Consider the following 21,597-nt stretch of genomic DNA (forward strand, 5'->3'; position numbering starts at 1 on the left):
CTATTTCGCCTCTGGAAACGTCTTTGGAAGTGCCTTGGCTTCCTGCAGGCGACTGGCCCGCTGCTCGATGCGCTGAAGAGTCTCGAAGGTTATCGCAAGTTCCTCGGGCCCGACATCCCTGAGGAGGCTGGCCCGAACGCGCCGCAGAATCCGGTTGGTCTCTTCGACCTTGGCATCGCCCGCCTTGGTCAGATGTAGCGTTTTGGCACGGCGGTCGGTCGGGTCTTCCCGTCGCTCAACCAGGCCCTCGGCCTGGAGCAGGTCGATCAGCCGGACCAGCGACGGCCCCTCGATACCGAGCTCGTCGGCGAGCACACCCTGCCGGACGTTCGCGCCCTGGCGCGACAACACCAGCAGCGGGATAGCCGTCGCATAGGACAGGCCGTGATCGGACAACGCCTGATCAGACTCGCGCCGCCAGATCCGGCCAAGGCGCGTGACGAGCCGGCCGATTTCGGCGTGGATATGAGCCTGCGAAGGAGCCATGCAAATTAGATAGGACACGAACTATTAGTCTGCAACTATATAGCCGCGCATGTTCCAACAGATCACGCAAAAGCGAACGAGGACAGCGCAGACGGGACCGGATTCCGCGACGGACGGAACTGCCGGCATTCGCTACGCCTGGCGCATGCTCGGCCTGCTCATCGTACGCTGACGGCGGAATTGTCGTGCAGCACGGCGATCAGCCGTCAGGGCATGATCATGGGCCTCAATCAGTCGCTGATGTCAGGCGCCAATATCAGCGCCCCACTAATTAGCGGCGCGCTGATCGGCCATCGGCTCTTCGTCTCGTGGGCGTTGGCAATGGCTGCGATCGCGGCAATCGGCGTGGCGCTGGCCGGCCAACTCCTCGACACGCCGCGGACGCGCTAGCGCCCTCGCCTCAGTTCACCGCATACACATCAGGATCAAAACTGGAGCTCGGTTTCTTGAAGGAGCTGCGCAGGGCCGGTGACATCGGGACGTTGTAGTTGAGGCCGCTCGGCGGCGTCGGCGATTGCAGCCACTTCTTGTAGAGGACCTCGATCTCCGGGCTCGCGTACAGCTCCGCAGTCGCGCGGTCGGCGAGCGCCTTGAACGGCGCGTCCTCCCGCCGCAGCATGATCCCGTAAGGCTCCGGCTTCGAGAACGTCTCCTCGCTGATCATGAACAGCTGCGGCTCCTTCGAGCGCGCGATCGCGACTGCGAGCTGCACGTCGTCGAGCGCGTAGGCCTGCGCGCGGTCGGTTTCCAGCAACAGGAAGGCCTCGGCCTGATCCTTGGCCGGCATCACGTTGATGCCGAGATTGCGCTCGGTGTTGACCTTGGCGAGCTGCGTCAAATTGACCGAGCCGGCCACTGCCGTTACCGCCTTGCCCTTGAGATCGTCGATGGTGTTGATCTTCGCGGCTTTCTTGGCCGCAAATCGCGTTGCGCTGAGGAAGTGCGTATTGGTGAAGGCGACCTGCTTCTGCCGATCGGCGTTGTTGGTGGTGGCCGAGCAATGCAGATCGAGCGTGCCGTTGACCATCAGCGGAATCCGGTTCGACGACGTCACGGCGAGAGTGTCGACCGCGATATCGGGCATGCCGAGCTGCTTCTTCACGGCGTCGACGATCTTCAGGCAGATGTCCATGGCGAAGCCGACCGGCTTCTGGTTTCCGTCCAGATAGCTGAACGGGACCGAGGCCTCCTGATAACCCAGCGTGATCTTCCTGGTCTCCTTGACCTTCTGGAGCGTACCCGTGAGGTCTTCGGCTGAGGCGGCAGTCGCAAGGCATGTGAGGGCCAGGACAACGGTGGGTAAACGCATCGGGGGCTCCTAAAGAAACTTGCGCGTCCATGCCGGGCGCAGCAATCGCAAGGTTGATAGCGCAGGCGCGCGCCAGCCGCCAGCGGCCGTTTGTCTCCGTGAAATCGGGTCGGCTCGAGCGCCGGGACGGCTCTTACGCGTCGATGCCGCGCTGGATCAGGATGCGCTCGGCGCTGTCGTTCCAGACGTCCATCTTGGTGATCTTGCCGTTCCGCACCACGAAGCGGTCGACGTAGCGGTTGCCCTCGAACGGGGTCCCATCTTTCCATTCGCCGTAGAGCGTTCCGATGCTGTAGACCACGGTCTCGCCGGCGCCGGGGCAGACGTCGAACCGGTCCATCTTCTTCTTGACCCACCGGTAGCGCTTGGCGTTGAAGGAGGTCGGGCCGCGCGGATGATCGAACTCGCGCCCGCCGGTAAAGGTGATCACCGTGCCCGGCGCCATGTAGGCCGCCGCGGCATCCGGATCGGGGATCATGGATGCGGTGAGATAGGCTTCCACGATCGCGGCATCGGACAACGGATCGGCTTCAGCTCTTGCGGCAACGGACATGGCTCATTCTCCGGGGTTTGCGCAATATTAACCCCGCTCCCGGGGAACACGTGCATATATTTTGAACATTTCCCTCGCTACACTGCCGACAATCTGGAGCCGCCGATCCTAGCCGATTGCTCTAAGTTCCTTCCGCAAGAGTCATGACCACGCAATCCGCCTTTGACCTGATTTTTCGCAACGCAGTGTTGCGCGGTGCCGCCAGCCCAATGGATATCGGCGTCACGCGCGGCCGCATCACCGCCATCGAACCGACACTCGCCTGCGAGGCCATCGAGGTCAATGTCGGCGGGCGCCTCGCCCTGCCCGGCTTCGTCGACAGCCACATCCATCTCGACAAGGCGTGCCTGCTCGGCCGCTGCGATCATAATCACGGCAGCGTCTCGGAAGCGATCCGCGCCGTTGCCGGGATGAAGAAGGACCTTACGGTCGAGGACGTTTATGCACGCGGCGCCAGGGTGCTGGAACGCGCCATCGTGCACGGCACGACGCGCATGCGAACCCATGTCGAGATCGATCCGCGCATCGGCTTGCGCGGCTTCGAGGCGGTCAAGTCGCTCAAGCGCGACTATGCCTGGGCAATCGACCTGTCGCTCTGTGTGTTTCCGCAGGAAGGCCTCACCAACGATCCCGGCAGCGAAGGGCTGCTGATCCAGGCGCTCCGCGACGGCGGTGAGGTGATCGGTGGCTGCCCCTACACGGACACCGACCCGAACGCGCATCTCGCACGCATCTTCGATCTTGCCGAAGAGTTCGACGTCGACGTCGATCTCCATCTCGATTTCGATCTCGATCCCTCCTGGTGGCATCTCGACGAGGTCTGCCGGCAGACCGAGCGGCGCAACTACAGGGGGCGCGTGGCGATCGGCCATGCGACGAAACTCTCCGCACTGCCACCGGAGCGGCTAAAGGCCGCCACAGCGAAACTGGCGCAAGCCGGCGTTGCCGTCACCGTGCTGCCGGCAACCGATCTCTATCTGATGGGGCGCGAAACGACCCACAACGCGCCGCGCGGGCTGACGCTCGCCCACAAGCTCGCCCGCGAAGGTGTGCTGTGCTCAGTCGCAACCAACAACGTGCTCAATCCCTTCACGCCGTTCGGCGACGCCTCACTGCTGCGAATGGCGAATTTCTACGCCAATGTCGCGCATGCCTCGGTCAACGACTTCGACACCTGCCTCGATCTCGTGACCGAGCTGCCGGCGCGGCTGATGAACCTTGGGGATTACGGCATCAAGGTCGGAAACCCCGCCGATCTTGTCGTGCTCGATACGCAAGACAGCCGCTTCGCCATCGCGGAGTTGCCGGATATCGTAATGGGCTTCAAGGACGGCCGGCAAACGTTTGCGCGGCAGCGGCCCACAGTGTTCCGCCCCGGTTCCTGATCCGCTCTCAATGCATATCTGCATTGAAGCGTGGCTAATCGACCACAACTTCCGTTCGATGTTACCGCCGATCGTTCCAAAATTCCGAATCCGGTAGATTCCCGGATAGCAGATTCTTGCTGATTCTCGATAGCTGCCCGCATTGCAAATCCCGCGGCGCCGGTCATTGCAGGACCTGCACTGATGTCTGCATTCAACGGGGAAGCATCGACATGTTCAGCGCATTCAGCAGTATCGACACTCACACCATTCGAACGAGAACGCCCAGCGAGGCTGCGGTGAAGCGGCTCGACGGCATCGGGCATGTCCTGTCGGACCTCGATCTGGCCGGCGTCCGGACCCAGGATGACCTGACGCGCACGCTCCTCACGCTCGATATCGCCGACAAGTGCATTCGGTCGATCCGCGCAGAATTCCGCACTGAAGTCGCGACCGATCGGCTGGCCCGCAAGGCCGAAGACCTGATGGCGCTGATCGAACGCGCCCGCGACGAGTTCACCGGCTGTCGCACGGCAAAATCCTGAGCAGCAACCGCTTTATTTTTCGCGATTGATCTTCGCCAGGATTTTGTCCGCTTCGGTGCGCCAGTCGGCGCTGCGGGCGAATTCCTTCGTTCCCTTAGGTCCGAACACCCCTTCGTCGACGAGATCGGCGACCCAGCCCTGACGCTCGGCGGTGCCCTGCGCGGACCACGGCGTCAGCCCCGCCTCGCGCACGGTCTCTGCGACCTCGCGCACTTCCTCGGCGCGGCGGCGGCCATGCTCGATCACGCGCTGGAAGAAATAAGCACCCTGCTTTTCCCAATTGATCGTGGGGAAGGTTTCCGCCAGTGAAGCCAGCACCGCATCCTCGACGCCATAGGCGCGTGCGGTGGTGAAGCTTTCGATCACCATGGCCTCAAGGCCCTTGATCATGATGCTGCGGCACATCTTGACCGCCGAGGAAACACCGAGCTTGTCGCTCGCAACCTTGGCCGCAAGACCGATCGCGTTCAAAAGCGGCTCCAGCTCCCTGGCGCCGGGACCGCCGAGCAGCAGCGGCACCTTGATGCGATATGGCGGCACCGAGGTCATCACGGCACCCTCGACATACCGCCCGTCCGCGCCGTCGATCAGCGCCGCGGCACGCTGCTTGGCGCCGGGCGACGCCGAATTGAAATCCAGAAACCAGGTGCCCTGATTGATCGCGGCGGCGCAGGCTTGCGCCACGGGCACGGCCTGGCTCGCCGTGACGGCAGAGATAAGGAAATCGGATTTCGCGGTCAGCTCGGTGTGAGAAGCGGCCAGCCCGACACCGAATTTCGCCGCATGCTCTTTCAGGGACGCGCCCTGCTCGCCCCCGAGCTTGACGTCATAGGCTGAGACCTTGATGCCCTGCTGGCGCAGATCCTCGGCCAAAATCCTGCCGACCTCGCCATAGCCGACCAGCCCGATCTGCCAGAGCCTGGGATCACCCGCCATCAGTTCAGTCCTCGCGTCGTCTCGTCGAAGAGATCCTCGATTGCATATCGGCGCGGGATCAGCGACTGCTGGAACGCGTAGTCGACGATCAGCTCCAGCGGCTTTCTGTTCGCCTCGAACCCGAATGGCACGAGATCAGGTGTTGCCGCCGTGCCGATCTGTTCCTTGTTCTGCTTGAGGAGATCATAGACGCCCGCGACCACATCAGGGCGCGATTTCGCGAGCTGCTCGGTCACGACCACGAGATGGTTGACCGGCACGACGCCGCGACGCGCGTACCATTTGGCGGCTTCCGCGGCCGGATCGGGGAACAGCGTCTTCAGCTTGGGATCATTCGAGGCCTCGCCGAGGACGGCGTCGAGCTCACCGTCGAGCAGCATCTGCAGGATCTTCTTGTCCTTCGGTGCGCGCTCGGTGGTGTCGACATATTCGGCGACGTGCGAATCCTCGAAGGTCACCCAGCGGATGTTGTCGAGATTGACGCCGCAATCGTTGGCGAGGATGCCCCTGATCCAGGCGCCGGTCGTGGTCGTGAACGAGCGGATGCCGACGCGCTTGCCTTCGAGATCGGACGGGCCGAGCGTTCCATGCGCAGGATTATAGAGCGCGTAGGAATGCTGGAAGCGGCCGAGCATGGTAGCCGGCAGCAGCACCAGCGGCTTGCCATGCGCTTTCGCCATCAGATAGGTGACGATTGCCATCTCGCAGACGTCGAAGGCCTGCTCGCGCACCATCGGCTTGAATGCGGTGTTGGTCGGCGTGTACTCGATGAAATCGAGATCGAAGCGGTCGGAGCGGAGCTCGCCGCTCTTCACCGCCTGGACATGAGGGTGACTGCCGAGCACGGCCTTCAGCTTGAGACGATCCATCCGCCCGCTCCGCTTCTGTTCGCTTTAGACGTCCTCGGGATTGTCGACATAGACGAGGCCGGCCTTCGCCAAGGCCTCGCGCATGCTGTACATGTCGAGCCCGAGTTCGCCCGAGCCGAGCCGCTTGCGCTTGCCGCCCTCGTCCGCATTGCGCTTCTTCGCCTTCTCGGCGACCTCGGCAGCATAGCGCTTCGGCACCACGACGACGCCGTCGTCATCGGCCACGATGATGTCGCCGGGATCGACGTTGACGCCGGCGCAGACTACGGGGACGTTGACCGAGCCGAGCGTCGCTTTCACCGTCCCCTTGGCCGAAACCGCGCGCGACCACACCGGAAAATTCATCTCGAGCAGCGCTTTGACGTCGCGGCAACCGGCATCGATGATCAGCCCCTGCACGCCGCGTGCCTGAAGCGAAGTCGCGAGCAACTCGCCGAACATGCCGTCGGTGTTGTCTGTGGTGCAGCCGACGACGAGGATGTCGCCCGTTTTGCACTGCTCGACCGCGACATGGATCATCCAATTGTCGCCGGGCTGCGCCAGCACGGTGACCGCGGGACCGGCAATCGAAGCGCCCGGCCAGACCGGCCGCAAGTACGGCTTCATCAGGCCGATGCGGCCATAGGCCTCGTGCACGGTCGAAACGCCGTATTCGGCCATGCCGGCGGGATCGGCACGCTTGATGTTGCGAACGACGACCGGCTTCATGCCAGCACCTCTGCAACCGTCGGGAACAGGCGCTGATAGGCCTCGCCATAGGTCATCGGCACGCCGGTGTTGCGGCTGCCCTGGATGCCGCGGTTAAGCGCGACGCGCTCGTAATAGCCCCAGAGATGTTTTTGCGCAGCGAGGATCTGGAATGCCTCGTACTTCTCCTTCCAGACCTCGTCGATCTTGAGGAGCAGATCCGGTTTGTAATTGCACTGCTCCGGCTGGTGCGGCTCGAACAGGAACACCGGCGGCGCGGAGTATTGGTACTGCGCGCCGGGCTTGTGGCCCATGGCCTGCGCGACCACGCGGGTTTCCTGCGCAAAATGCGCCGCGTTCGGATGGTCAAAATTATAGGGGTCTTCCAGCGCGTGCGTCAGCACAAAACTGGGATTGAGTTCGCGGTAGATGTCGACCATGCGGTCGAAATGCGCTTCGTTGAGCTTCAGCGGATAGTCGCCGCAATCGAAGAACTCGATCTCTGCGCCGAGCAGCTTTGCGGCCCGCTCCGCCTCATCCTTGCGGCCCGCCTTGACCGACTCCAGCGTCGCGCCTTTTTCCTTCCAGGCGAACTGGCTCTCACCGCGCTCGCCAAAGGACATGCAGACGATCTTCATGCGAAAGCCCTTCTTCGCATGCAGCGCGATGGCGCCACCGGCGCGCCAGACGAAATCGCCCGGATGGGCGGTGATCACGAGACCTGTTTTCATGGGACAAACTCCCCTCTTTTGTTCGTAAGCGTCATCAGTTCATCAAGCAGCGGCGGCGGGTTCCTCACCGTCGAGCACGCGCTTCAGGCGTTCGCCATCGAGCGCGCCTTCCCATTTGGCAATCGCGATGGTCGCGACTGCGTTCCCAATCAAATTGGTCGGCGTCAGCCCCTGCGACATCAGGCGATGGATGCCGAGCACCAGCGCGACGCTCGTCACGGGAATGCTGCCGGTAGCCGACAGGGTCGCCGCCAGCACGACAAAGGCGGCGCCCGCGATTCCCGCCGCGCCCTTGGAGGTCACGAGCAGGATCAAGAGCAGCTCGATCTGCTCGGCGAGCCCGAGCGGCGTGTTGGTCGCCTGCGCCAGGAACATCGAGGCGGCGGCGAGATAGAGGCAGGTGCCGTCGAGATTGAAGGAATAGCCGGTCGGGATCACGAGCCCGACCACGCTCTTCTCGCAGCCGGCCGTCTCAAGCTTGGTCAGCATCCGCGGCAGCACCGTCTCGGATGATGTCGTGGCGATGCAGATCAGCAACTCTTCCCAGATGTAGCGGATCAGCTTGAGGAGCGAGAAGCCGCAGAGACGCGCAACCGGGCCGAGCGCCACGATGATGAAGATCACGCAGGTGAGATAAAAGCCGCCCAGCAGCTTGCCGAGGGATGCCAGCGAGCCGACGCCGAACTTGCCGACCGTAAAGGCAATGGCGCCGAACGCGCCGATCGGGGCCGCCCACATTACGAAACCGACGACGGCGAACACCATCCTGGCAGCGATGTCGATCAGATTGACCAGCGCCGCGGCCCGCTCGCCGAGCTGCACCAGCGCAAAGCCTGATAGCACCGAGATGAACAGAACCTGGAGGATGTTGCCCTCGGCAAAGGCGCCGATGAAGGTCGCCGGCACGATGTTGATCAGGAACGGCACGAAGCCGATCACGGCGGTCTGCTTGACATAGGGCTCGATCGCGCTTGCATTGATGCTGGCGGGATCGATGTTCATGCCGACGCCGGGCTTGAGCAGGTTGACCGCCACGAGGCCGATGATCAGCGCGATCGTGGTCATGACCTCGAAATAGACGATCGCCTTGACGGCGACGCGCCCGACACGGGCCATGTCGGCCATATGCGCGATGCCATGGACGACGGTGCAGAAGATGATCGGCGCGATCAGCATGCGGATCGCCTTGATGAAGGCGTCGCCAAGCGGCTGCATCTTGGCGCCCGCCTCGGGATTGACGATCCCAAGCGCAACGCCGGCCGCCATGGCGATGAGCACTTGGATCCAGAGCTCCTTCCACCAGGCGCGGCCGCGCGGCTTGTCGATCGCTAGCGCCGTCATTGGTCGAACTCGAACAGGCGCGCCGGATTGTCGACGAGGATCTTCTGCTGATACTCCGGCTCCGGCGCGAACAGCGGGATCAAATCGACGAGATCGCCGTCATTCGGCATCGCCTTGACATTGGGATGTGGCCAATCGGTGCCCCAGATGACACGGTCGGGCGCCGTCTCGACGATTTTTCGCGCGAACGGCACGGCGTCGGTGAACGGCGGACCGCTGGAAGACACCCGCTCCGAGCCGCAGATCTTGACCCAGCACTTCTCGTCGCGCTGCATCAGCTCGATCAGGATCTTGAACGGCAGCTGATCGAGCCCTTCGGATGCCTTCACCCGTCCCATATGGTCGATGGTGTAGCTCAGCGGCAGCTTGGCGAGCATGTCGGCATATTCGGGCAGGTCGATCGCGTCGAAATGCAGGTCGATGTGCCAGCCGAGCGGCGCGACCATCGCGATGACCCGATTGAACACGCTCTTGTCGGGAACGCCGCCGAGATGGCGGACGAAATTGAAGCGGCAGCCGCGGAAGCCGCCCTCGTGCAGCACGTGAAGCCCGCGCTCGGTGATGGTGTCGTCGATATTGGCGACCGCGCGATAGGCGCCGTTACTCTGCGCGATGGCATCGAGCGCCACCGTGTTGTCGGTGCCGTGCACACTGGCATTGACGATGACGGCACGCTCAACGCCGAGCTGAGCATGCAGCGCGCGGAAATCCTCGATCGGCGCATCCGGCGGCGTGTAGGAGCGGTCCGGCGCGTAAGGGTACTTCGCGCCGGGACCGAAGATGTGGCAATGTGCGTCGCAAGACAGCTTCGGCAGCTTGAACTTCGGCGTGCGCGTGTTCGGGTCGGGCGGCGGAATGGTCGGCGTGTACATCATTGCCATCAGATAAACCGCCGAACGAGACCGCGTCTTCAAGTCTTGCTGCTGACGACCGGTCGTCGCCGTGCCGGCGCGGCCTGATCGAGCGCCGGCGCCTGGAACGCGGCCACCGTGGCCTGCACCAATTGCTCGATGGCGCTGGCGGCATCGTTGCCGTCGGCCTCGCCGCGCGACAGGCGCGAGACGCGATCCGGCGTCACCAGCGAGTAATAGAGCGCCCCGAGCAGGAAGTGACTGCGCCAGACGATGTCGGTGCGCGGAACGTGCGGCAGGCTGTCATGGATCGCATCGATGAAGGCGTGGCTGGTGTCGTCGAAAGTCTGCGCGATGATTTTGCGCGTGACCTCGTTGCCCTCCGCAGACATCACCGCGCGAAGCCGCGTGAACCGCGCCCCGCCCCCGGCGAGATCGCTGCCCGAGGTGAAGGCCGGCGCGACATAGGCCCGCACCACCGCTTCCAGCCGATCCTGGAGATCGCGCACGCGCCTGGCGGCTGCGAGCAGCTCGGAACGGCGCAAATTCATCGGCCCGCAATGGCGCCGGTAGATCTCCAGCAGCAGGCCGTCCTTGGTCTTGAAATGATAGGTGACGCTGCCGGGATTGGCGCCGGCGGCCTGTGCGATATCGCGCACCGATACGGCATTGAAGCCGTTGGTGGCGAACAGCTCCTCGGCCGCGGCGAGGATCGCCTCGCGCATGTTCGGCTTCCGGGCCGTTTCCTTGCTGGTGGGCTTGCGTACCATGTGATTTGTACTATCGTACAAAAGATCAGGTCTCGTCAACAAGAACCATGGGCGGCGTCCGGACGGCTCGAAAGAGCGACGGTCAGCGCGCGAAGGCCCGCAATGGAGTGCTGGAAAATGCTGGGTTTGAACAAGAAGATCGGCGGCTTGATGCTGGGTGCCGGTCTGCTGCTGGCGGGCGGCGCCGCGCAGGCGGCTGACAATTATCCGAGCAAGCCGGTTCACATCCTCGTCCCTTACGCGGCCGGCGGCGCGGTCGACGTGCTCGCGCGCACGCTGAGCCAGGCGCTGGCGAAGACCTGGGGCCAACAGCCTGTGGTCGACAATCGCCCCGGCGCCGGCGGCATCGTCGCCTCGCAGGCACTGACGCAGGCCGCGCCTGACGGCTACACGCTGATCCTGGTCGCGAGTGGCCATCCGCTCAACCAGTTCATCTATCCGAGCGTGCCTTACGACACGTTCAAGGACTTCACCGCGATCACCGAGGTCGCCTCCTCGCCGCTCGCGATCGTCGTCGCCAAGGACAGCCCCTACAAGACGCTCGGTGATCTCCTCGCTGCAGCGAAGAAGGAGCCGGACAAGCTCTCCTACGGCATGTCCGGCAACGGCACCTCGGCGCATCTCGCCGGTGAGCTGTTGAAACACATGTCCGGCACCAAGATCGTTGCGATCCCCTACAAGGGCGGCGCGCCCGCGCTGACCGCAGTGATCGCCGGCGACATCCCGCTCAGTATCAATCCGCTTGCGGAAGCCATCGCCCAGCTCGAAGGCGGCCCGGTGCGCGCGCTCGCGGTGACCTCGGCGGAACGCTCCAAGGCGCTCCCCAATGTTCCGACTGTCGCCGAGTCCGGCGTATCCGGTTACGATGTCTCGGTCTGGTGGGGCGTTCTTGGCCCGGCAAAAATGCCGCCGGAGATCGTGGCGAAGCTCGAGACCGATCTGAAGGCGGCGCTGCAGGATGCGAACGTGCTGTCGACGCTCGGCAAGATCGGCGCTGCCCCGGTCGGCTCCTCGTCCAAGGATTTCGACGCCTACATGCACGCCGAGGCAACCAAATGGGAGCCGGTGCTGAAGGCCGCCGACATTCGCGCGCAGTGAGGCGGGCTCATCATATGAGGACCTCGTCCGGACACCTTGCCCGCTCAGCCTTGCTCGCGGTTACTATCATCAGCCTGCTCGGCGCGCCTGCGCACGCCGACGGTGAAGCAAAACTACTGGCGCCAACCGGAACGTTGCGCGTCGGCATCTATCCAGGCAGCCCGACCTCGATGGTAACAGACGCGGCCGGCACGTCGCACGGCCTCGCCTACGATCTCGGCGGCAAGCTGGCAAAACGGCTCGGCGTTCCTATCGACTATGTCAGGTTCCAGCGCGTTGCCGACATCGTCACCGCGATCCATGACGGCCAGGTCGACTTCACCGTGACCAATGCCACGCCGGCCCGCGCCAACGAGGTCAGCTTCAGCCAGCCCGTGCTGGCGATCGAGCTCGGTTTCTTGGTGCCGGCGAACTCGCCGATCGGCACGATCGAGGATATCGACAAGACAGGCGTGAAGATCGGCGTCACCAAAGGCTCGACCTCCGAGCGCACGCTGCCGGCGAAATTCAAGAACGCGACCATCGTTGCCGTTGAAAGCGTCAAGGTTGCCATCGCCATGTTCGGCCGCGGCGAGATCGATCTCTACGCCACCAACAAGCCGACGCTGTTCGAGTTGTCCGACCAGATGCCGGGCGCGAAAATCCTCGACGGCAATCGGGGCGCCGAGCATATGGCCATCGCGATCCCCAAAGGACGCGAGGAGGCGCTGCCTCTGCTCAACCGCTTCGTGACGGACGAGCAGTCGTCCGGCGCGCTCGACACGATCCAGCAACAGGCAGGCTTGCGCGGCGCCACGAAGGCGACGCGCCAATAGCTCAATGCAATGCAGCATCCCTTAGCGCGTGTTCGCGCGCGAAGTCGGGTTAAGGTGCAATCGCCACCGAACTGCGCTATTTCTAGGCAATCATGACTCGACGTACCGGCAGCGCTGATCTTCCTCTTCACAACGGACGGGTTCCGCCGTGGCTTGCGAGCCGCATGGCCTCACTGGGCGCGATCGTGACTCAGGCGATCGTGCATCATTATGGCCGTGACGCATTCCTCCAGCGGCTCTCGCATCCGTTCTGGTTCCAGTCGTTTGGTGCCGTGATGGGAATGGACTGGCACTCCTCCGGCATCACGACCTCGGTGATCGGCGCATTGAAGCGCGGACTCGGACCGCTTCAGGACGACCTCGGCATCTATGTCTGCGGCGGTCGCGGCCAGCATTCGCGCAAGACGCCGGACGAGCTGTTGCAGCTCGGCGACCGCGTCGGCTTCGACGGCGCGAAACTCACGCGTGCGAGTCGCCTCGTGGCGAAGGTTGACAGCGCCGCGGTCCAGGACGGATTCGATCTTTATCTGCACGGCTTCTTCGTCACCGCCGATGCCAAATGGACCGTGGTGCAGCAGGGCATGAACGGCGACAAGCGGCAGGCCCGTCGCTATCACTGGCATTCCGAGGCGTTGAAGAGTTTTGTCGACACGCCGCACAGCGCAATCGATGGGCCGCTGCAAGGCGAGATCGTTAATCTCACTGACCATCGCGCCGATGTCTCGCGCACTGCGCAGCTCGAACTCCTGAGCGATCTCGGCCCGGATCGTATCGTCTGCGAATTTGAGCGACTCACCGGGACTGGGTCCGAGCCCGCGCAGGCGATGCTGCCGCACCTGATCATGCCAGCCCACCACGACGTGCGGCCGAAGGACGTGTTCGCGCGCCGCCTGCACGGCACACTCGCAGCCGCCGCCGAGCGCGGCCCGGTCGATTTTCCGGAGCTGCTGCTGACGCCCGGCGTCGGTGCGCGTACCGTGCGCTCGCTGGCGATGGTGGCCGAGGTGGTGCACGGCGCGCCTTACCGCTTCAACGACCCTGCGCGCTTCTCGCTCGCCCATGGCGGCAAGGACCGGCATCCCTACCCTGTCCCGATCAAGGTCTACGACGAGACCATTCGCGTGCTGAAAGGTGCGATCCAGAACGCAAAGCTCGGACGCGAGGAAGAGATGCAGGCGATCAAGCGCCTCGACGACCAAGCGCGGCGGCTGGAGCGCACCGCACGCGGGCCATCGGTCGAAGCCTATATCGCCGGAGAGCGCGCGGCCTCGCCCGATCTCGACGGCCGTTCCGTGTTCGGCTGGGAACGCGACCTGGCATCGACAAAAAAACGGACCGGTTGAAAAACCGGTCCGCAAGTTGCTCGGGAGGAATGTCTCGCTTAGGGCTCCTCGCCCTCTTTATCCTCATCCTCGCCCGCGAGCCGGTTGGCCGAGTGATCCTGATATTGGTCGGTCTGGATGGATTTGCCGTCCATGCCGCGAATGTCCGAGTGCTGTGCCTTGTCGCGGTTGGACAGCACCATGTTGTCGCCGATCTTGTCCTTCGGGACTTCGGTGAAGGCACCCGTGCCGTCGCCCTTGCCATGCATGCCCGATCTGAAATGCGTCTTGCTGCCATGCCCACCTGGCATCGGTCTCTCCTCTTGCGTCTTGCGTTGATCGACCCTGAGGCTCAGTGCTTCTCTTGTGCCGGTGTCGGTTTCGGTGGCTTGTGGCCGCTCTGGCCGGCATCGTTGTGCTTGTTGTGGTCGCTCTCCTGGTTGAGACCACCCCGGCTCACCGGGAACTCGCTCTGTCGCGCTTGCCGATTGACGTGATGGACGGCGTTATTTTCGGGGTTCTGGCCGATCGCCTTGTCGAGCTCACGCTGATCTGGAACGTCCGGCTTCCGTTCGAGGATGCGCAGCTGCTGCTCATGCGTCTTGTTGCCTTGCATAGTACCTCCAGTCGTCAGCGACGAGGCCGATGGGAACCGCCGCGCGCGACGTTCTTGTCGATGCCGCCGACCGCGTTGACGTCGTTTTCGAGATCACCCTGGATCGTGTTCTCGCCTATGATCTCCTCGAAATCCTCAGGCGACGCGCCAGCCATGGTCACACCCTTGGATGCGCCGATCAGGGGATTTTCGTGCACGTCTTTCTCGCTCCGGGTGTAGAGCTTGGGTTGCTTGTTGCTCATCGTCGGCTTCCTGCATTCGTGATGTCGTAACAACAGGGGCCGCCGCTCGCCGTTCCTGTCGAATGCATGACATCGCGTTACGATCCGGCAAGGAAATCGGCAGGGAACGCCAGATTCAGATCGCACCGCGCGGACAGAGGGCGGAACCGAGACCAGCTTGTCCTTATAGATGGAACGGGGACGAAAAGCCTATCGTCGTTCCGGCGAGCGCGGCCCAGCTTTGCGCTGCCGCTGATTGGAGTAGGCGTCCCAATTGCTCCAGCTGCCGTTGCTGAGGCTCTGCAGGTCGGTGGTGAGCGGACGGCGCGTGCGCTTGTCGTGATCGGCGACCGCGCGCTCGGATTGCGCGATCTTGCGCTTGAGTTCCCCAATCGCCTTCTGAGTCTGGCCGCTCCGCTTCGAGGCTGCGATCTCGCCCATCGTGAAACGCGCGGTCTCGAGCGCCTTCAGCTCGGCGCGATTCTTCTTCAATTGAACCCGGTGCCAGGCAATGTTGCTGTCGCTGTCCGCAACCATGTGGGAACTCCGCTGATTCGTTCCCACAGTGTATCGCGTGCCGAATCGGCGCCGCAACGGGCTCCCGACGGCGGAACTACGGCCTTATTGCGAGACAATCCCGGGCCTAGCGCTCGGCGAAGGCCTTTTCGATCACAAATTGGGCCGGCTCGCCGTGATTGCCCTCGACAAGGCCCCGCTCGCCAAGGAGCGCGCGGGTATCCGCCACCAGCGCCGGGCTGCCGCAGATCATGACGCGGTCGTGGGCGGCTTCCAGTGCCGGCAGGCCAATATCGGCGAACAGCTTGCCTGACGTGATGAGGTCGGTGATGCGGCCGCGGTTGCGGAAGGGATCGCGGGTCACGGTCGGATAGTAAATCAGCTGAGCGCGGATGTACTCGCCGATCAGATCGTCATTCGGCAGCGTCTTGGTGATCATCTCGCCATAGGCGAGCTCCTTGACGTGCCGGCAGCCGTGCAGCAGCACGACTTTCTCGAACCGCTCGTAGGTCTCGGGGTCCTTGACCACGCTCAGGAACGGCGCAAGCCCCGTGCCGGTGCCGATCAAATAGAGGTTTCGTCCCTCCTCCAGATTGTCGATCACGAGCGTGCCGGTGGCCTTGCGGCTGACGATGATCTCGTCGCCTTCCTTCAGATGCTGAAGCCGCGAGGTGAGCGGGCCGTCCGCCACCTTGATCGAGAAGAACTCCAGCGTGTCCTCGTAATTGGCGCTAGCGACGCTGTAGGCCCGCAGCAGCGGCTTCTCGCCGATCTTGAGCCCTATCATGGTGAACTCGCCATTGCGGAAGCGGAAGGTCGGGCTGCGCGTGGTCTTGAAAGAGAACAGCGTGTCGGTCCAGTGGTGGACGCTCAAAACGCTTTCCTGATTGAAATTGCTCATCTCACCCTTCCGTGGCGCTTCCGTGCGGTTCCGAGGCGGTCAGCTATGCGTCGTTTGTACACGATCATTTGTATACTAATGAATAATCCGGCTTGATCCCACGGTCAAGGCTGCCCAAGATCGGGAGCGTTGCAGTTAAGGATAAGGACCCATTCCATGGCGCATGACGCACCCCAGGCCACCGGACCCTCGAAGCTCGTGATCCGAAATATCGGCCTGATCCTGTCCGGCGCGCTGGAAAAGCCGATCCTGGACGGCGACACCATCTTCGCCGAGAACGGCAGGATCACAGCGATCGGCCGCTTCAAAGACCTCAACACCGAAGGCGCCACCACCATCGTCGAGGCCAACGGCACCACGGTGGCGCCGGGACTGATCGACAGCCATGTCCACCCGGTTGCAGGCGACTGGACGCCTCGCCAGAACCAGATCGGCTGGATCGACAGCAATTTGCATGGCGGCGTCACCACGATGATTTCCGCCGGCGAAGTGCATATGCCCGGCCGGCCGCGCGACGTCGTCGGCCTGAAGGCGATGGCAATCTTCGCCCAGCGCGCATTCTGGAATCTGCGGCCAGGCGGCGTGAAGGTTCATGCCGGCGCGCCCGTGATCGAATGCGAGATGGTCGAGGAGGACTTCAAGGAATTGGCCGCAGCCGGCGTCAAGCTGCTCGGCGAAGTGGGCCTGGGCGGCGTCAAGGACGGCCCTACAGCGCGAAAAATGGTCGGCTGGGCCCGCAAATACGGCATCCAGAGCACGATCCACACCGGCGGCCCCTCGATCCCCGGCTCCGGCCTGATTGACAAGGACGTGGTGCTGGAGGCCGACACCGACGTGGTCGGCCATATCAATGGCGGTCACACGGCCCTTCCCGACGACCAGATCCGTTGCATCTGCGAGGGCTGCAAGCGCGGCCTCGAACTGGTGCACAACGGCAACGAGCGCTCGGCGCTGTTCACGCTGCGCATTGCGCGCGAGATGAACGATTTGCACCGCGTCATCCTCGGCACCGACGCGCCGGCCGGCTCCGGCGTGCAGCCGCTTGGCATTCTGCGCATGGTCTCGATGCTGTCCTCGCTCGGCGATTTGCCGGCCGAGCTCGCCTTTTGTCTCGCCACCGGCAACACCGCGCGGATGCGCGAGCTCGATTGCGGCCTCATCGAAGTGGGCCGTTCCGCCGACTTCGTGATCATGGACAAGGCGCAGCACTCGGCCGGCAAGAACATTCTGGACAGCATCCAGCTCGGCGACCTCCCCGGCGTCGGCATGACCATCATCGACGGCATCGTGCGCACCCAGCGCAGCCGCAACACCCCGCCGGCGGGGAAAGTGCCGGAGGTGGTCGGGAAGTAATGTCGATCGACCTCGGGAAATTGCGTCAAAGCGTATCTGACGAAATCAACAATTACGTCTACCCCTACTCGAGCGTAGAGATCGACAATCCAAAGAGCCCTAAGTGGATTGCCGACCAGCTTCGTCAGATCCGCATTGGTTAATCCCTATTGGACCACCGTCGGCAACGAACGCTGCGTCATCGTCGCCGACGACTGACGCAACTATTGCTTGGCATACAGCTCCAAGCTCAACGAATACTTTCTCCTCCTACGCAAGAATGGTTCGCTGATCGATATCAATGTCTACGGCGATGCCGTTGGTTGCTTTATGGCGCGTTAGTGCCGTAGGTCGGCAACGCGGAGCGTACCCACCATTAAACGCTTGAAATCTGCAGACGTGGTGGGCACGACGCAAGCGCGCCTTTGCCCACGAGACCGAATTCACCGCAGCCTGTTCAACAGCGACATCAGCATCTCGCGCTCCTTGGCGTCGAGCGGCGCCAGCGTCTCCCGCGTGATCGCGAGCGCGCTCGGCGCTACTTTCTCCGCAAGTTGCTGCCCGGCGCGCGTCAGGCTGACCAGCAGCCGCCGCCCGTCTTCAGGATCCTGGCTCGTCTCGGTCAATCCGCGCGCCGTCAAACGATCGATCACGCCCTTGATGGTCGCGACGTCCATCGCCGTCAGCCGTCCGAGCTGGTTCTGCGAACATGGTCCGGTCTCTACGAGCTTCGACAGCGCGGCCCATTGCGTCGGCGTGATATTGGTGCCGATCTCGCGAGAGAAGATCGCGCTGTGGCGCTGCCAGACCTGGCGCAGAATGAAGCCGACCTGCTCGTCGAGCACGTAAGAGGGCTTTGCCGGTTTGACGCCCTTCTTCACCGCGACACTTCTCGCCATCAGCTCCCCTTGCCCCTCACAACGACAGATGCGCGTCGCGGATGTCCGGACGCGCGTCGAGCTCGGCCATGGTGCCGCCGAAACAGATGCGGCCGCGCTCAATGATATAGGCGCGATCGGAGATCAACCGCGCGAAATGCAGATTTTGCTCGGAGACGACGATACTGACGCCTTCCTTCTTCATGGTCAGGATGGCCTCGACCATCTGCTCCACGATCTTCGGCGACAGGCCCTCCGAGGGCTCGTCGAGCAGCACCAGCGACGGATTGCCCATCAGCGTGCGTGCGATGGTGAGCATCTGCTGCTCGCCGCCGCTCATGCGGCCGCCCGGGCGATTTTTCATCTCGCCCAGATTTGGGAACAGCGAAAACAACTTGTCGCGGGTCCAGTGCGGCGCGTTCGGACGCTTGGGCTGGCGGCCGACTTCGAGATTCTCTTCCACCGTCAAATCAGTGAAGATGCGCCGCTCCTCGGGAACGTAGCCAAGCCCATCCCGCACGATCTCATGCGTAGGACGTGCAGAGACATCTCTGCCTTCGAACATGATGCGTCCGCTACGTTGCGCGACGAGGCCGACGACCGAGCGGAACGTCGTCGACTTGCCGGCCCCGTTGCGCCCGAGCAGCGCCACCACCTCGCCCTCGCCGACCTCGAAGCCGATGTCGAACAGGATATGGGCCGGGCCGTAATGACTGTTGAGGTCCTGCACCGTGAGCTTCATGCCGATGCTCCCTCGCGATGCCCGGCATCATAAAGCAGGCCCTCGCCGAGATAGACCGCTTGCACCTGCGGATTGCCGCGCACCTCGGCCGGCGAGCCCTCGGCGATCAGCGTGCCGCGATTGAGCACGATGATGCGGTCGGCGTGCTCGAACACCACGTCCATGTCGTGTTCGGTGAAGAGCACGCCGATAGCTTTCTCCCGCGCGATCTGCGCGGTCAGCCGCATCAGATCGACGCGCTCTCGCGGCGCCATGCCGGCCGTCGGCTCGTCCATCAGCAGCAGCTTCGGCTGGTTGGCCAGCGCCACCGCAAGCTCGAGCCGCTTGAGGTCGCCATAGGCGAGCTCGCCGCAAGGGCGGTCCGCATAACCGCCCATGCCGACCAGCTCGAGCAGGCGGCCGGCTTCGCCGCGGTCGTAGCTCGGGGCCGATCCCCAGAGATTGAACAGTTGTTTTCCGTGCGAGATCAGTGCGACCTGCACGTTCTCGCGCACCGTCATGGTCGCGAAGGTCGCGGTGATCTGGAAGGTACGGCCGACGCCCATCCGCCAGATCTCGCGCGGCTTCCTGCCGGTGGTGTCCTCGCCAAGCAGGCGTACGTGACCAGTATCAGGCCTGTTCTGGCCGTTGAGCATGTCGAAGCAGGTGCTCTTGCCCGCGCCGTTCGGTCCGATCAGCGCCAAAATTTCGCCGGCGCGCAGCGAGAACGAGACGCCGCGCACGGCGTGGACGCCGCCATAGGATTTGGTGAGACCTTCGACCGCGAGAAGTGGGGGGGCGACACTCATTCGGCGGACTCGATCGGCTTGGCCAGCAAGGGTGATCCCGGTGGCGATGTCTTCCCGCGGCGCTGCGCCAGCATCTCCAGCATGCCGACGATGCCCTTGGGAAAGACGACGACGATCAGAACGATGAAGCCGCCGAGCACGAGTTTTGACAGGTCGGTCTGGCTGATCAGCCAGATGTTCAAAGCCTTGTAGACGATGGCGCCGATCACCCCACCCGACACCGTCTCGACGCCGCCCAGCAGCACCATGACCAGCGCATCGACCGAGAGCGAGATGCCGAGATTGTCCGGGAAGACACTGCCCTTCAGGTAGGCGAACAACGCGCCGCCGATTCCGGCAGTCGTGCCCGCGATCACGAACGCCGTCCACTGCATCCGCTTGACGTTGACGCCGACGGCCTCGCTGCGCAGCGCCGAATCGCGTGTCGCCCTGAGGGCATAGCCGAACGGCGAGAACACCATGGCCCGTAGCGCGATCGTCACGAGCGCTGCAACGCCGAGCGACAACCAATAGAAGTTCGATGGGCTGGCCGCCCATTTTTCCGGCCAGACGCCCAGAATGCCGTTGTCGCCGCCTGTTACGCTCACCCACTGGAATGCGATCGACCACACGATCTGTGCGAAGGCGAGCGTGAGCATCGCGAAATAGACGCCGGACAGCTGCACCGCGAAGAAGCCGAACACGGCGGCGCCCATGCAGCCCAGCAGTGGCCCGAGCAACAAGCACACGATCATCGGCAGCCCCGCCATCTTGGCGAGGAAGGCGACGCCGTAGGCTCCGAGGCCGAAATAGGCGGCGTGGCCAAAGGACGCGAGCCCGCCGACCGACATCAGGAAATGCAGGCTGACGGCGAAGATCACGAAGATCGCGATCTCGGAGCCGACGGTGAGCGCGTAGTTGCCAGCGAACAACGGCAGCGTTGCCGCCACGATGAGCGCTGCGAGCGCGGCCAGCCGCTCATTCGACGTCAGCGGCCGCCAGGGATTGACGGTGAGACCCGGCGTCTTGCGCGCGGGGGCCTCCGGTTTGCCAAACAGGCCCCAAGGCCGCACGATCAGCACCGCCGCCATTACCAGGAAGACCAGAATGATGGAGATTTTTGGAAAGATCAGGATGCCGAAGGCGTTGAGTTCCGACACCAGCACCGCCGCGACGAAGGCGCCGATGATGCTGCCGAGACCGCCGATCACGACCACGACGAAGACCTCGACGATGATGCGCAAATCCATCGCGTGATGCACGGCATCGCGCGGGATCTGGAGCGCACCACCCACCGCAGCGAGGAAAACGCCGACTGCAAACACGCTCGTGAACAGCCATTTCTGATTGACGCCGAGCGCTGCGACCATGTCGCGGTCCTGCGTCGCCGCGCGTACCAGCACGCCCCAGCGTGTGCGCTGGAACAAAAGCCAGAGAATGCCGAGCACCACCGGGCTGAGCACGATCAGGAACAGATCATAGCTCGGGATGTGCTGGCCGAAGAAATCAATCGCCCCCCTGAAGCCGGGCGCGCGGCGGCCGACGAGATCATCGGGGCCCCAGATCAGCACGACGAGGTCCTCGACCATCAAGGTCAGGCCGAAGGTCGCGAGCAGCTGGAACAGTTCGGGTGCGTGATAGATGCGCCGGAGCAGCACCATCTCGACAATGACACCGATCACTGCCACGGCAAGCGCCGCCATGACGATCCCGCCCCAGAAGCCGAACGTCCCCGACAGGCGCTCGGTGAGCGTGAATGCGATATAGGCGCCGATCATGTAGAAGGCGCCGTGCGCGAAATTCACGATCCGCGTCACGCCAAAGATGATCGACAGGCCTGACGCCACCAGGAACAGCGACGCTGCGCTGGCGAGACCGGTCAGAAACTGTACGACATAAAAGGCCATCGGCGGTCCGGGTAAGCTAAGTCGCGATATTGGGCTTCAT

Annotated in this window: 26 protein-coding genes; 7 read left to right on the forward strand and 19 right to left on the reverse strand. The window is 63.5% G+C overall.

Annotated elements, in window-relative coordinates:
- Entirely contained in the window at positions 1-486 is a 486-nt protein-coding gene (locus ABIB06_RS09335) for a MarR family winged helix-turn-helix transcriptional regulator (protein ID WP_247345643.1), read from the reverse strand.
- A 213-nt stretch (positions 487-699) separates the two neighbouring features.
- Between ABIB06_RS09335 and ABIB06_RS09340 the strand changes: the two genes are divergently transcribed.
- Positions 700-876, forward strand: a complete 177-nt coding sequence (locus tag ABIB06_RS09340) for a hypothetical protein (RefSeq protein WP_354046661.1) — start codon at positions 700-702, stop codon at positions 874-876.
- Between the two features lie 10 nt (positions 877-886).
- Here the strand turns inward: ABIB06_RS09340 and ABIB06_RS09345 are convergent, their stop codons facing one another.
- Entirely contained in the window at positions 887-1,795 is a 909-nt protein-coding gene (locus tag ABIB06_RS09345) for an amino acid ABC transporter substrate-binding protein (RefSeq protein ID WP_354046659.1), read from the reverse strand.
- A 133-nt stretch (positions 1,796-1,928) separates the two neighbouring features.
- The gene (locus tag ABIB06_RS09350) at positions 1,929-2,348 is read right to left on the reverse strand and encodes a nuclear transport factor 2 family protein (protein WP_354046658.1); all 420 of its coding nucleotides are present in this window, start codon (positions 2,346-2,348) and stop codon (positions 1,929-1,931) included.
- Positions 2,349-2,491: 143 nt separating this feature from the next.
- Here ABIB06_RS09350 and ABIB06_RS09355 point away from each other — a divergent pair, with 143 nt between their 5' ends.
- Both ABIB06_RS09355 and ABIB06_RS09360 read left to right on the forward strand, forming a co-directional pair.
- Positions 2,492-3,733 carry an amidohydrolase family protein gene (locus tag ABIB06_RS09355; protein WP_354046656.1) on the forward strand — a complete coding sequence of 414 codons (1,242 nt, stop codon included), beginning with the start codon at positions 2,492-2,494 and terminating at the stop codon, positions 3,731-3,733.
- Between the two features lie 212 nt (positions 3,734-3,945).
- On the forward strand, positions 3,946-4,257 hold the full coding sequence (locus ABIB06_RS09360) for a hypothetical protein (protein WP_354046975.1): 312 nt from the start codon (positions 3,946-3,948) through the stop codon (positions 4,255-4,257).
- 12 nt (positions 4,258-4,269) lie between these two features.
- On the opposite strand, the gene ABIB06_RS09365 is transcribed toward ABIB06_RS09360, so the two are convergent.
- From ABIB06_RS09365 to ABIB06_RS09395, 7 genes are read right to left on the reverse strand one after another with little or no spacing between them, the layout of a single operon-like run.
- Positions 4,270-5,193 carry a DUF1932 domain-containing protein gene (locus ABIB06_RS09365; protein WP_354046654.1) on the reverse strand — a complete coding sequence of 308 codons (924 nt, stop codon included), beginning with the start codon at positions 5,191-5,193 and terminating at the stop codon, positions 4,270-4,272.
- Positions 5,193-6,062, reverse strand: a complete 870-nt coding sequence (locus ABIB06_RS09370; RefSeq protein WP_354046652.1) for a substrate-binding domain-containing protein — start codon at positions 6,060-6,062, stop codon at positions 5,193-5,195. Before ABIB06_RS09370 ends, ABIB06_RS09365 begins: the two co-directional genes overlap by 1 nt.
- Positions 6,063-6,086: 24 nt before the next feature.
- Entirely contained in the window at positions 6,087-6,770 is a 684-nt protein-coding gene (locus tag ABIB06_RS09375) for a 4-carboxy-4-hydroxy-2-oxoadipate aldolase/oxaloacetate decarboxylase (protein ID WP_354046650.1), read from the reverse strand.
- Positions 6,767-7,480: a PIG-L deacetylase family protein gene (locus ABIB06_RS09380; RefSeq protein ID WP_247345618.1), complete on the reverse strand. Its 714-nt coding sequence runs from the start codon at positions 7,478-7,480 to the stop codon at positions 6,767-6,769. Before ABIB06_RS09380 ends, ABIB06_RS09375 begins: the two co-directional genes overlap by 4 nt.
- 42 nt (positions 7,481-7,522) lie before the next feature.
- The gene (gene dctA / locus ABIB06_RS09385; protein ID WP_354046648.1) at positions 7,523-8,821 is read right to left on the reverse strand and encodes a C4-dicarboxylate transporter DctA; all 1,299 of its coding nucleotides are present in this window, start codon (positions 8,819-8,821) and stop codon (positions 7,523-7,525) included.
- Positions 8,818-9,702 (reverse strand): amidohydrolase family protein, encoded by an 885-nt coding sequence (locus ABIB06_RS09390; RefSeq protein WP_354046646.1) that lies wholly within the window; start codon positions 9,700-9,702, stop codon positions 8,818-8,820. The genes dctA and ABIB06_RS09390 overlap by 4 nt, the downstream gene beginning before the upstream one ends.
- A 29-nt stretch (positions 9,703-9,731) precedes the next feature.
- A complete protein-coding gene (locus tag ABIB06_RS09395) occupies positions 9,732-10,442 on the reverse strand; it encodes a TetR/AcrR family transcriptional regulator (RefSeq protein ID WP_247446755.1) in 711 nt (236 codons plus the stop codon).
- A 117-nt stretch (positions 10,443-10,559) separates the two neighbouring features.
- Between ABIB06_RS09395 and ABIB06_RS09400 the strand changes: the two genes are divergently transcribed.
- The 3 genes from ABIB06_RS09400 (at position 10,560) to ABIB06_RS09410 (ending at position 13,698) form a co-directional block, all read left to right on the forward strand.
- Positions 10,560-11,540, forward strand: coding sequence for a tripartite tricarboxylate transporter substrate binding protein (locus ABIB06_RS09400; RefSeq protein ID WP_247345610.1), 981 nt, complete (start codon positions 10,560-10,562; stop codon positions 11,538-11,540).
- A 14-nt stretch (positions 11,541-11,554) separates the two neighbouring features.
- Complete coding sequence (locus ABIB06_RS09405; RefSeq protein WP_354046643.1) at positions 11,555-12,355, forward strand: ABC transporter substrate-binding protein; 801 nt, start codon at positions 11,555-11,557, stop codon at positions 12,353-12,355.
- A 92-nt stretch (positions 12,356-12,447) separates the two neighbouring features.
- The gene (locus ABIB06_RS09410) at positions 12,448-13,698 is read left to right on the forward strand and encodes a DUF763 domain-containing protein (protein ID WP_354046641.1); all 1,251 of its coding nucleotides are present in this window, start codon (positions 12,448-12,450) and stop codon (positions 13,696-13,698) included.
- Between the two features lie 38 nt (positions 13,699-13,736).
- On the opposite strand, the gene ABIB06_RS09415 is transcribed toward ABIB06_RS09410, so the two are convergent.
- The 5 genes from ABIB06_RS09415 to ABIB06_RS09435 form a co-directional block, all read right to left on the reverse strand.
- Positions 13,737-13,988, reverse strand: a complete 252-nt coding sequence (locus tag ABIB06_RS09415) for a hypothetical protein (RefSeq protein WP_354069727.1) — start codon at positions 13,986-13,988, stop codon at positions 13,737-13,739.
- A 41-nt stretch (positions 13,989-14,029) separates the two neighbouring features.
- A complete protein-coding gene (locus ABIB06_RS09420; RefSeq protein WP_247345596.1) occupies positions 14,030-14,293 on the reverse strand; it encodes a hypothetical protein in 264 nt (87 codons plus the stop codon).
- A gap of 14 nt (positions 14,294-14,307) precedes the next feature.
- The gene (locus tag ABIB06_RS09425) at positions 14,308-14,535 is read right to left on the reverse strand and encodes a hypothetical protein (protein ID WP_354046637.1); all 228 of its coding nucleotides are present in this window, start codon (positions 14,533-14,535) and stop codon (positions 14,308-14,310) included.
- Between the two features lie 189 nt (positions 14,536-14,724).
- A complete protein-coding gene (locus ABIB06_RS09430) occupies positions 14,725-15,051 on the reverse strand; it encodes a hypothetical protein (RefSeq protein WP_247345589.1) in 327 nt (108 codons plus the stop codon).
- Positions 15,052-15,157: 106 nt separating this feature from the next.
- A complete protein-coding gene (locus ABIB06_RS09435; RefSeq protein ID WP_354046635.1) occupies positions 15,158-15,931 on the reverse strand; it encodes a ferredoxin--NADP reductase in 774 nt (257 codons plus the stop codon).
- A 156-nt stretch (positions 15,932-16,087) separates the two neighbouring features.
- Here ABIB06_RS09435 and ABIB06_RS09440 point away from each other — a divergent pair, with 156 nt between their 5' ends.
- Positions 16,088-17,284, forward strand: coding sequence for an amidohydrolase family protein (locus tag ABIB06_RS09440; protein WP_354046633.1), 1,197 nt, complete (start codon positions 16,088-16,090; stop codon positions 17,282-17,284).
- A gap of 422 nt (positions 17,285-17,706) precedes the next feature.
- Here the strand turns inward: ABIB06_RS09440 and ABIB06_RS09445 are convergent, their stop codons facing one another.
- From ABIB06_RS09445 to ABIB06_RS09460, 4 genes are read right to left on the reverse strand one after another with little or no spacing between them, the layout of a single operon-like run.
- Positions 17,707-18,162 (reverse strand): MarR family winged helix-turn-helix transcriptional regulator, encoded by a 456-nt coding sequence (locus ABIB06_RS09445; protein WP_247345576.1) that lies wholly within the window; start codon positions 18,160-18,162, stop codon positions 17,707-17,709.
- A 16-nt stretch (positions 18,163-18,178) separates the two neighbouring features.
- Entirely contained in the window at positions 18,179-18,883 is a 705-nt protein-coding gene (locus ABIB06_RS09450; protein ID WP_354046631.1) for an ABC transporter ATP-binding protein, read from the reverse strand.
- The gene (locus ABIB06_RS09455; RefSeq protein ID WP_354046629.1) at positions 18,880-19,671 is read right to left on the reverse strand and encodes an ABC transporter ATP-binding protein; all 792 of its coding nucleotides are present in this window, start codon (positions 19,669-19,671) and stop codon (positions 18,880-18,882) included. The genes ABIB06_RS09450 and ABIB06_RS09455 overlap by 4 nt, the downstream gene beginning before the upstream one ends.
- Positions 19,668-21,557 carry an ABC transporter permease gene (locus ABIB06_RS09460; protein WP_354046627.1) on the reverse strand — a complete coding sequence of 630 codons (1,890 nt, stop codon included), beginning with the start codon at positions 21,555-21,557 and terminating at the stop codon, positions 19,668-19,670. Before ABIB06_RS09460 ends, ABIB06_RS09455 begins: the two co-directional genes overlap by 4 nt.
- Positions 21,558-21,597 lie beyond the last annotated feature (40 nt).

Source organism: Bradyrhizobium sp. LB8.2 (genome assembly GCF_040548035.1).
Taxonomy (GTDB): Bacteria; Pseudomonadota; Alphaproteobacteria; order Rhizobiales; family Xanthobacteraceae; genus Bradyrhizobium.

Bases quoted from the DNA above. Each gene is read 5' to 3' on its own strand.
- ABIB06_RS09405 (WP_354046643.1), top strand. From the start codon at position 11,555: ATGAGGACCTCGTCCGGACACCTTGCCCGCTCAGCCTTGCTCGCGGTT.
- ABIB06_RS09400 (WP_247345610.1), top strand. From the start codon at position 10,560: ATGCTGGGTTTGAACAAGAAGATCGGCGGCTTGATGCTGGGTGCCGGT.
- ABIB06_RS09430 (WP_247345589.1), bottom strand. From the start codon at position 15,051: ATGGTTGCGGACAGCGACAGCAACATTGCCTGGCACCGGGTTCAATTG.
- ABIB06_RS09395 (WP_247446755.1), bottom strand. From the start codon at position 10,442: ATGGTACGCAAGCCCACCAGCAAGGAAACGGCCCGGAAGCCGAACATG.
- ABIB06_RS09445 (WP_247345576.1), bottom strand. From the start codon at position 18,162: ATGGCGAGAAGTGTCGCGGTGAAGAAGGGCGTCAAACCGGCAAAGCCC.
- ABIB06_RS09455 (WP_354046629.1), bottom strand. From the start codon at position 19,671: ATGAGTGTCGCCCCCCCACTTCTCGCGGTCGAAGGTCTCACCAAATCC.
- ABIB06_RS09425 (WP_354046637.1), bottom strand. From the start codon at position 14,535: ATGAGCAACAAGCAACCCAAGCTCTACACCCGGAGCGAGAAAGACGTG.
- dctA (WP_354046648.1), bottom strand. From the start codon at position 8,821: ATGACGGCGCTAGCGATCGACAAGCCGCGCGGCCGCGCCTGGTGGAAG.
- ABIB06_RS09375 (WP_354046650.1), bottom strand. From the start codon at position 6,770: ATGAAGCCGGTCGTCGTTCGCAACATCAAGCGTGCCGATCCCGCCGGC.
- ABIB06_RS09460 (WP_354046627.1), bottom strand. From the start codon at position 21,557: ATGGCCTTTTATGTCGTACAGTTTCTGACCGGTCTCGCCAGCGCAGCG.
- ABIB06_RS09450 (WP_354046631.1), bottom strand. From the start codon at position 18,883: ATGAAGCTCACGGTGCAGGACCTCAACAGTCATTACGGCCCGGCCCAT.
- ABIB06_RS09340 (WP_354046661.1), top strand. From the start codon at position 700: ATGATCATGGGCCTCAATCAGTCGCTGATGTCAGGCGCCAATATCAGC.
- ABIB06_RS09435 (WP_354046635.1), bottom strand. From the start codon at position 15,931: ATGAGCAATTTCAATCAGGAAAGCGTTTTGAGCGTCCACCACTGGACC.
- ABIB06_RS09335 (WP_247345643.1), bottom strand. From the start codon at position 486: ATGGCTCCTTCGCAGGCTCATATCCACGCCGAAATCGGCCGGCTCGTC.
- ABIB06_RS09380 (WP_247345618.1), bottom strand. From the start codon at position 7,480: ATGAAAACAGGTCTCGTGATCACCGCCCATCCGGGCGATTTCGTCTGG.
- ABIB06_RS09440 (WP_354046633.1), top strand. From the start codon at position 16,088: ATGGCGCATGACGCACCCCAGGCCACCGGACCCTCGAAGCTCGTGATC.
- ABIB06_RS09365 (WP_354046654.1), bottom strand. From the start codon at position 5,193: ATGGCGGGTGATCCCAGGCTCTGGCAGATCGGGCTGGTCGGCTATGGC.
- ABIB06_RS09390 (WP_354046646.1), bottom strand. From the start codon at position 9,702: ATGGCAATGATGTACACGCCGACCATTCCGCCGCCCGACCCGAACACG.
- ABIB06_RS09350 (WP_354046658.1), bottom strand. From the start codon at position 2,348: ATGTCCGTTGCCGCAAGAGCTGAAGCCGATCCGTTGTCCGATGCCGCG.
- ABIB06_RS09410 (WP_354046641.1), top strand. From the start codon at position 12,448: ATGACTCGACGTACCGGCAGCGCTGATCTTCCTCTTCACAACGGACGG.
- ABIB06_RS09360 (WP_354046975.1), top strand. From the start codon at position 3,946: ATGTTCAGCGCATTCAGCAGTATCGACACTCACACCATTCGAACGAGA.
- ABIB06_RS09355 (WP_354046656.1), top strand. From the start codon at position 2,492: ATGACCACGCAATCCGCCTTTGACCTGATTTTTCGCAACGCAGTGTTG.
- ABIB06_RS09370 (WP_354046652.1), bottom strand. From the start codon at position 6,062: ATGGATCGTCTCAAGCTGAAGGCCGTGCTCGGCAGTCACCCTCATGTC.
- ABIB06_RS09420 (WP_247345596.1), bottom strand. From the start codon at position 14,293: ATGCAAGGCAACAAGACGCATGAGCAGCAGCTGCGCATCCTCGAACGG.
- ABIB06_RS09345 (WP_354046659.1), bottom strand. From the start codon at position 1,795: ATGCGTTTACCCACCGTTGTCCTGGCCCTCACATGCCTTGCGACTGCC.
- ABIB06_RS09415 (WP_354069727.1), bottom strand. From the start codon at position 13,988: ATGCCAGGTGGGCATGGCAGCAAGACGCATTTCAGATCGGGCATGCAT.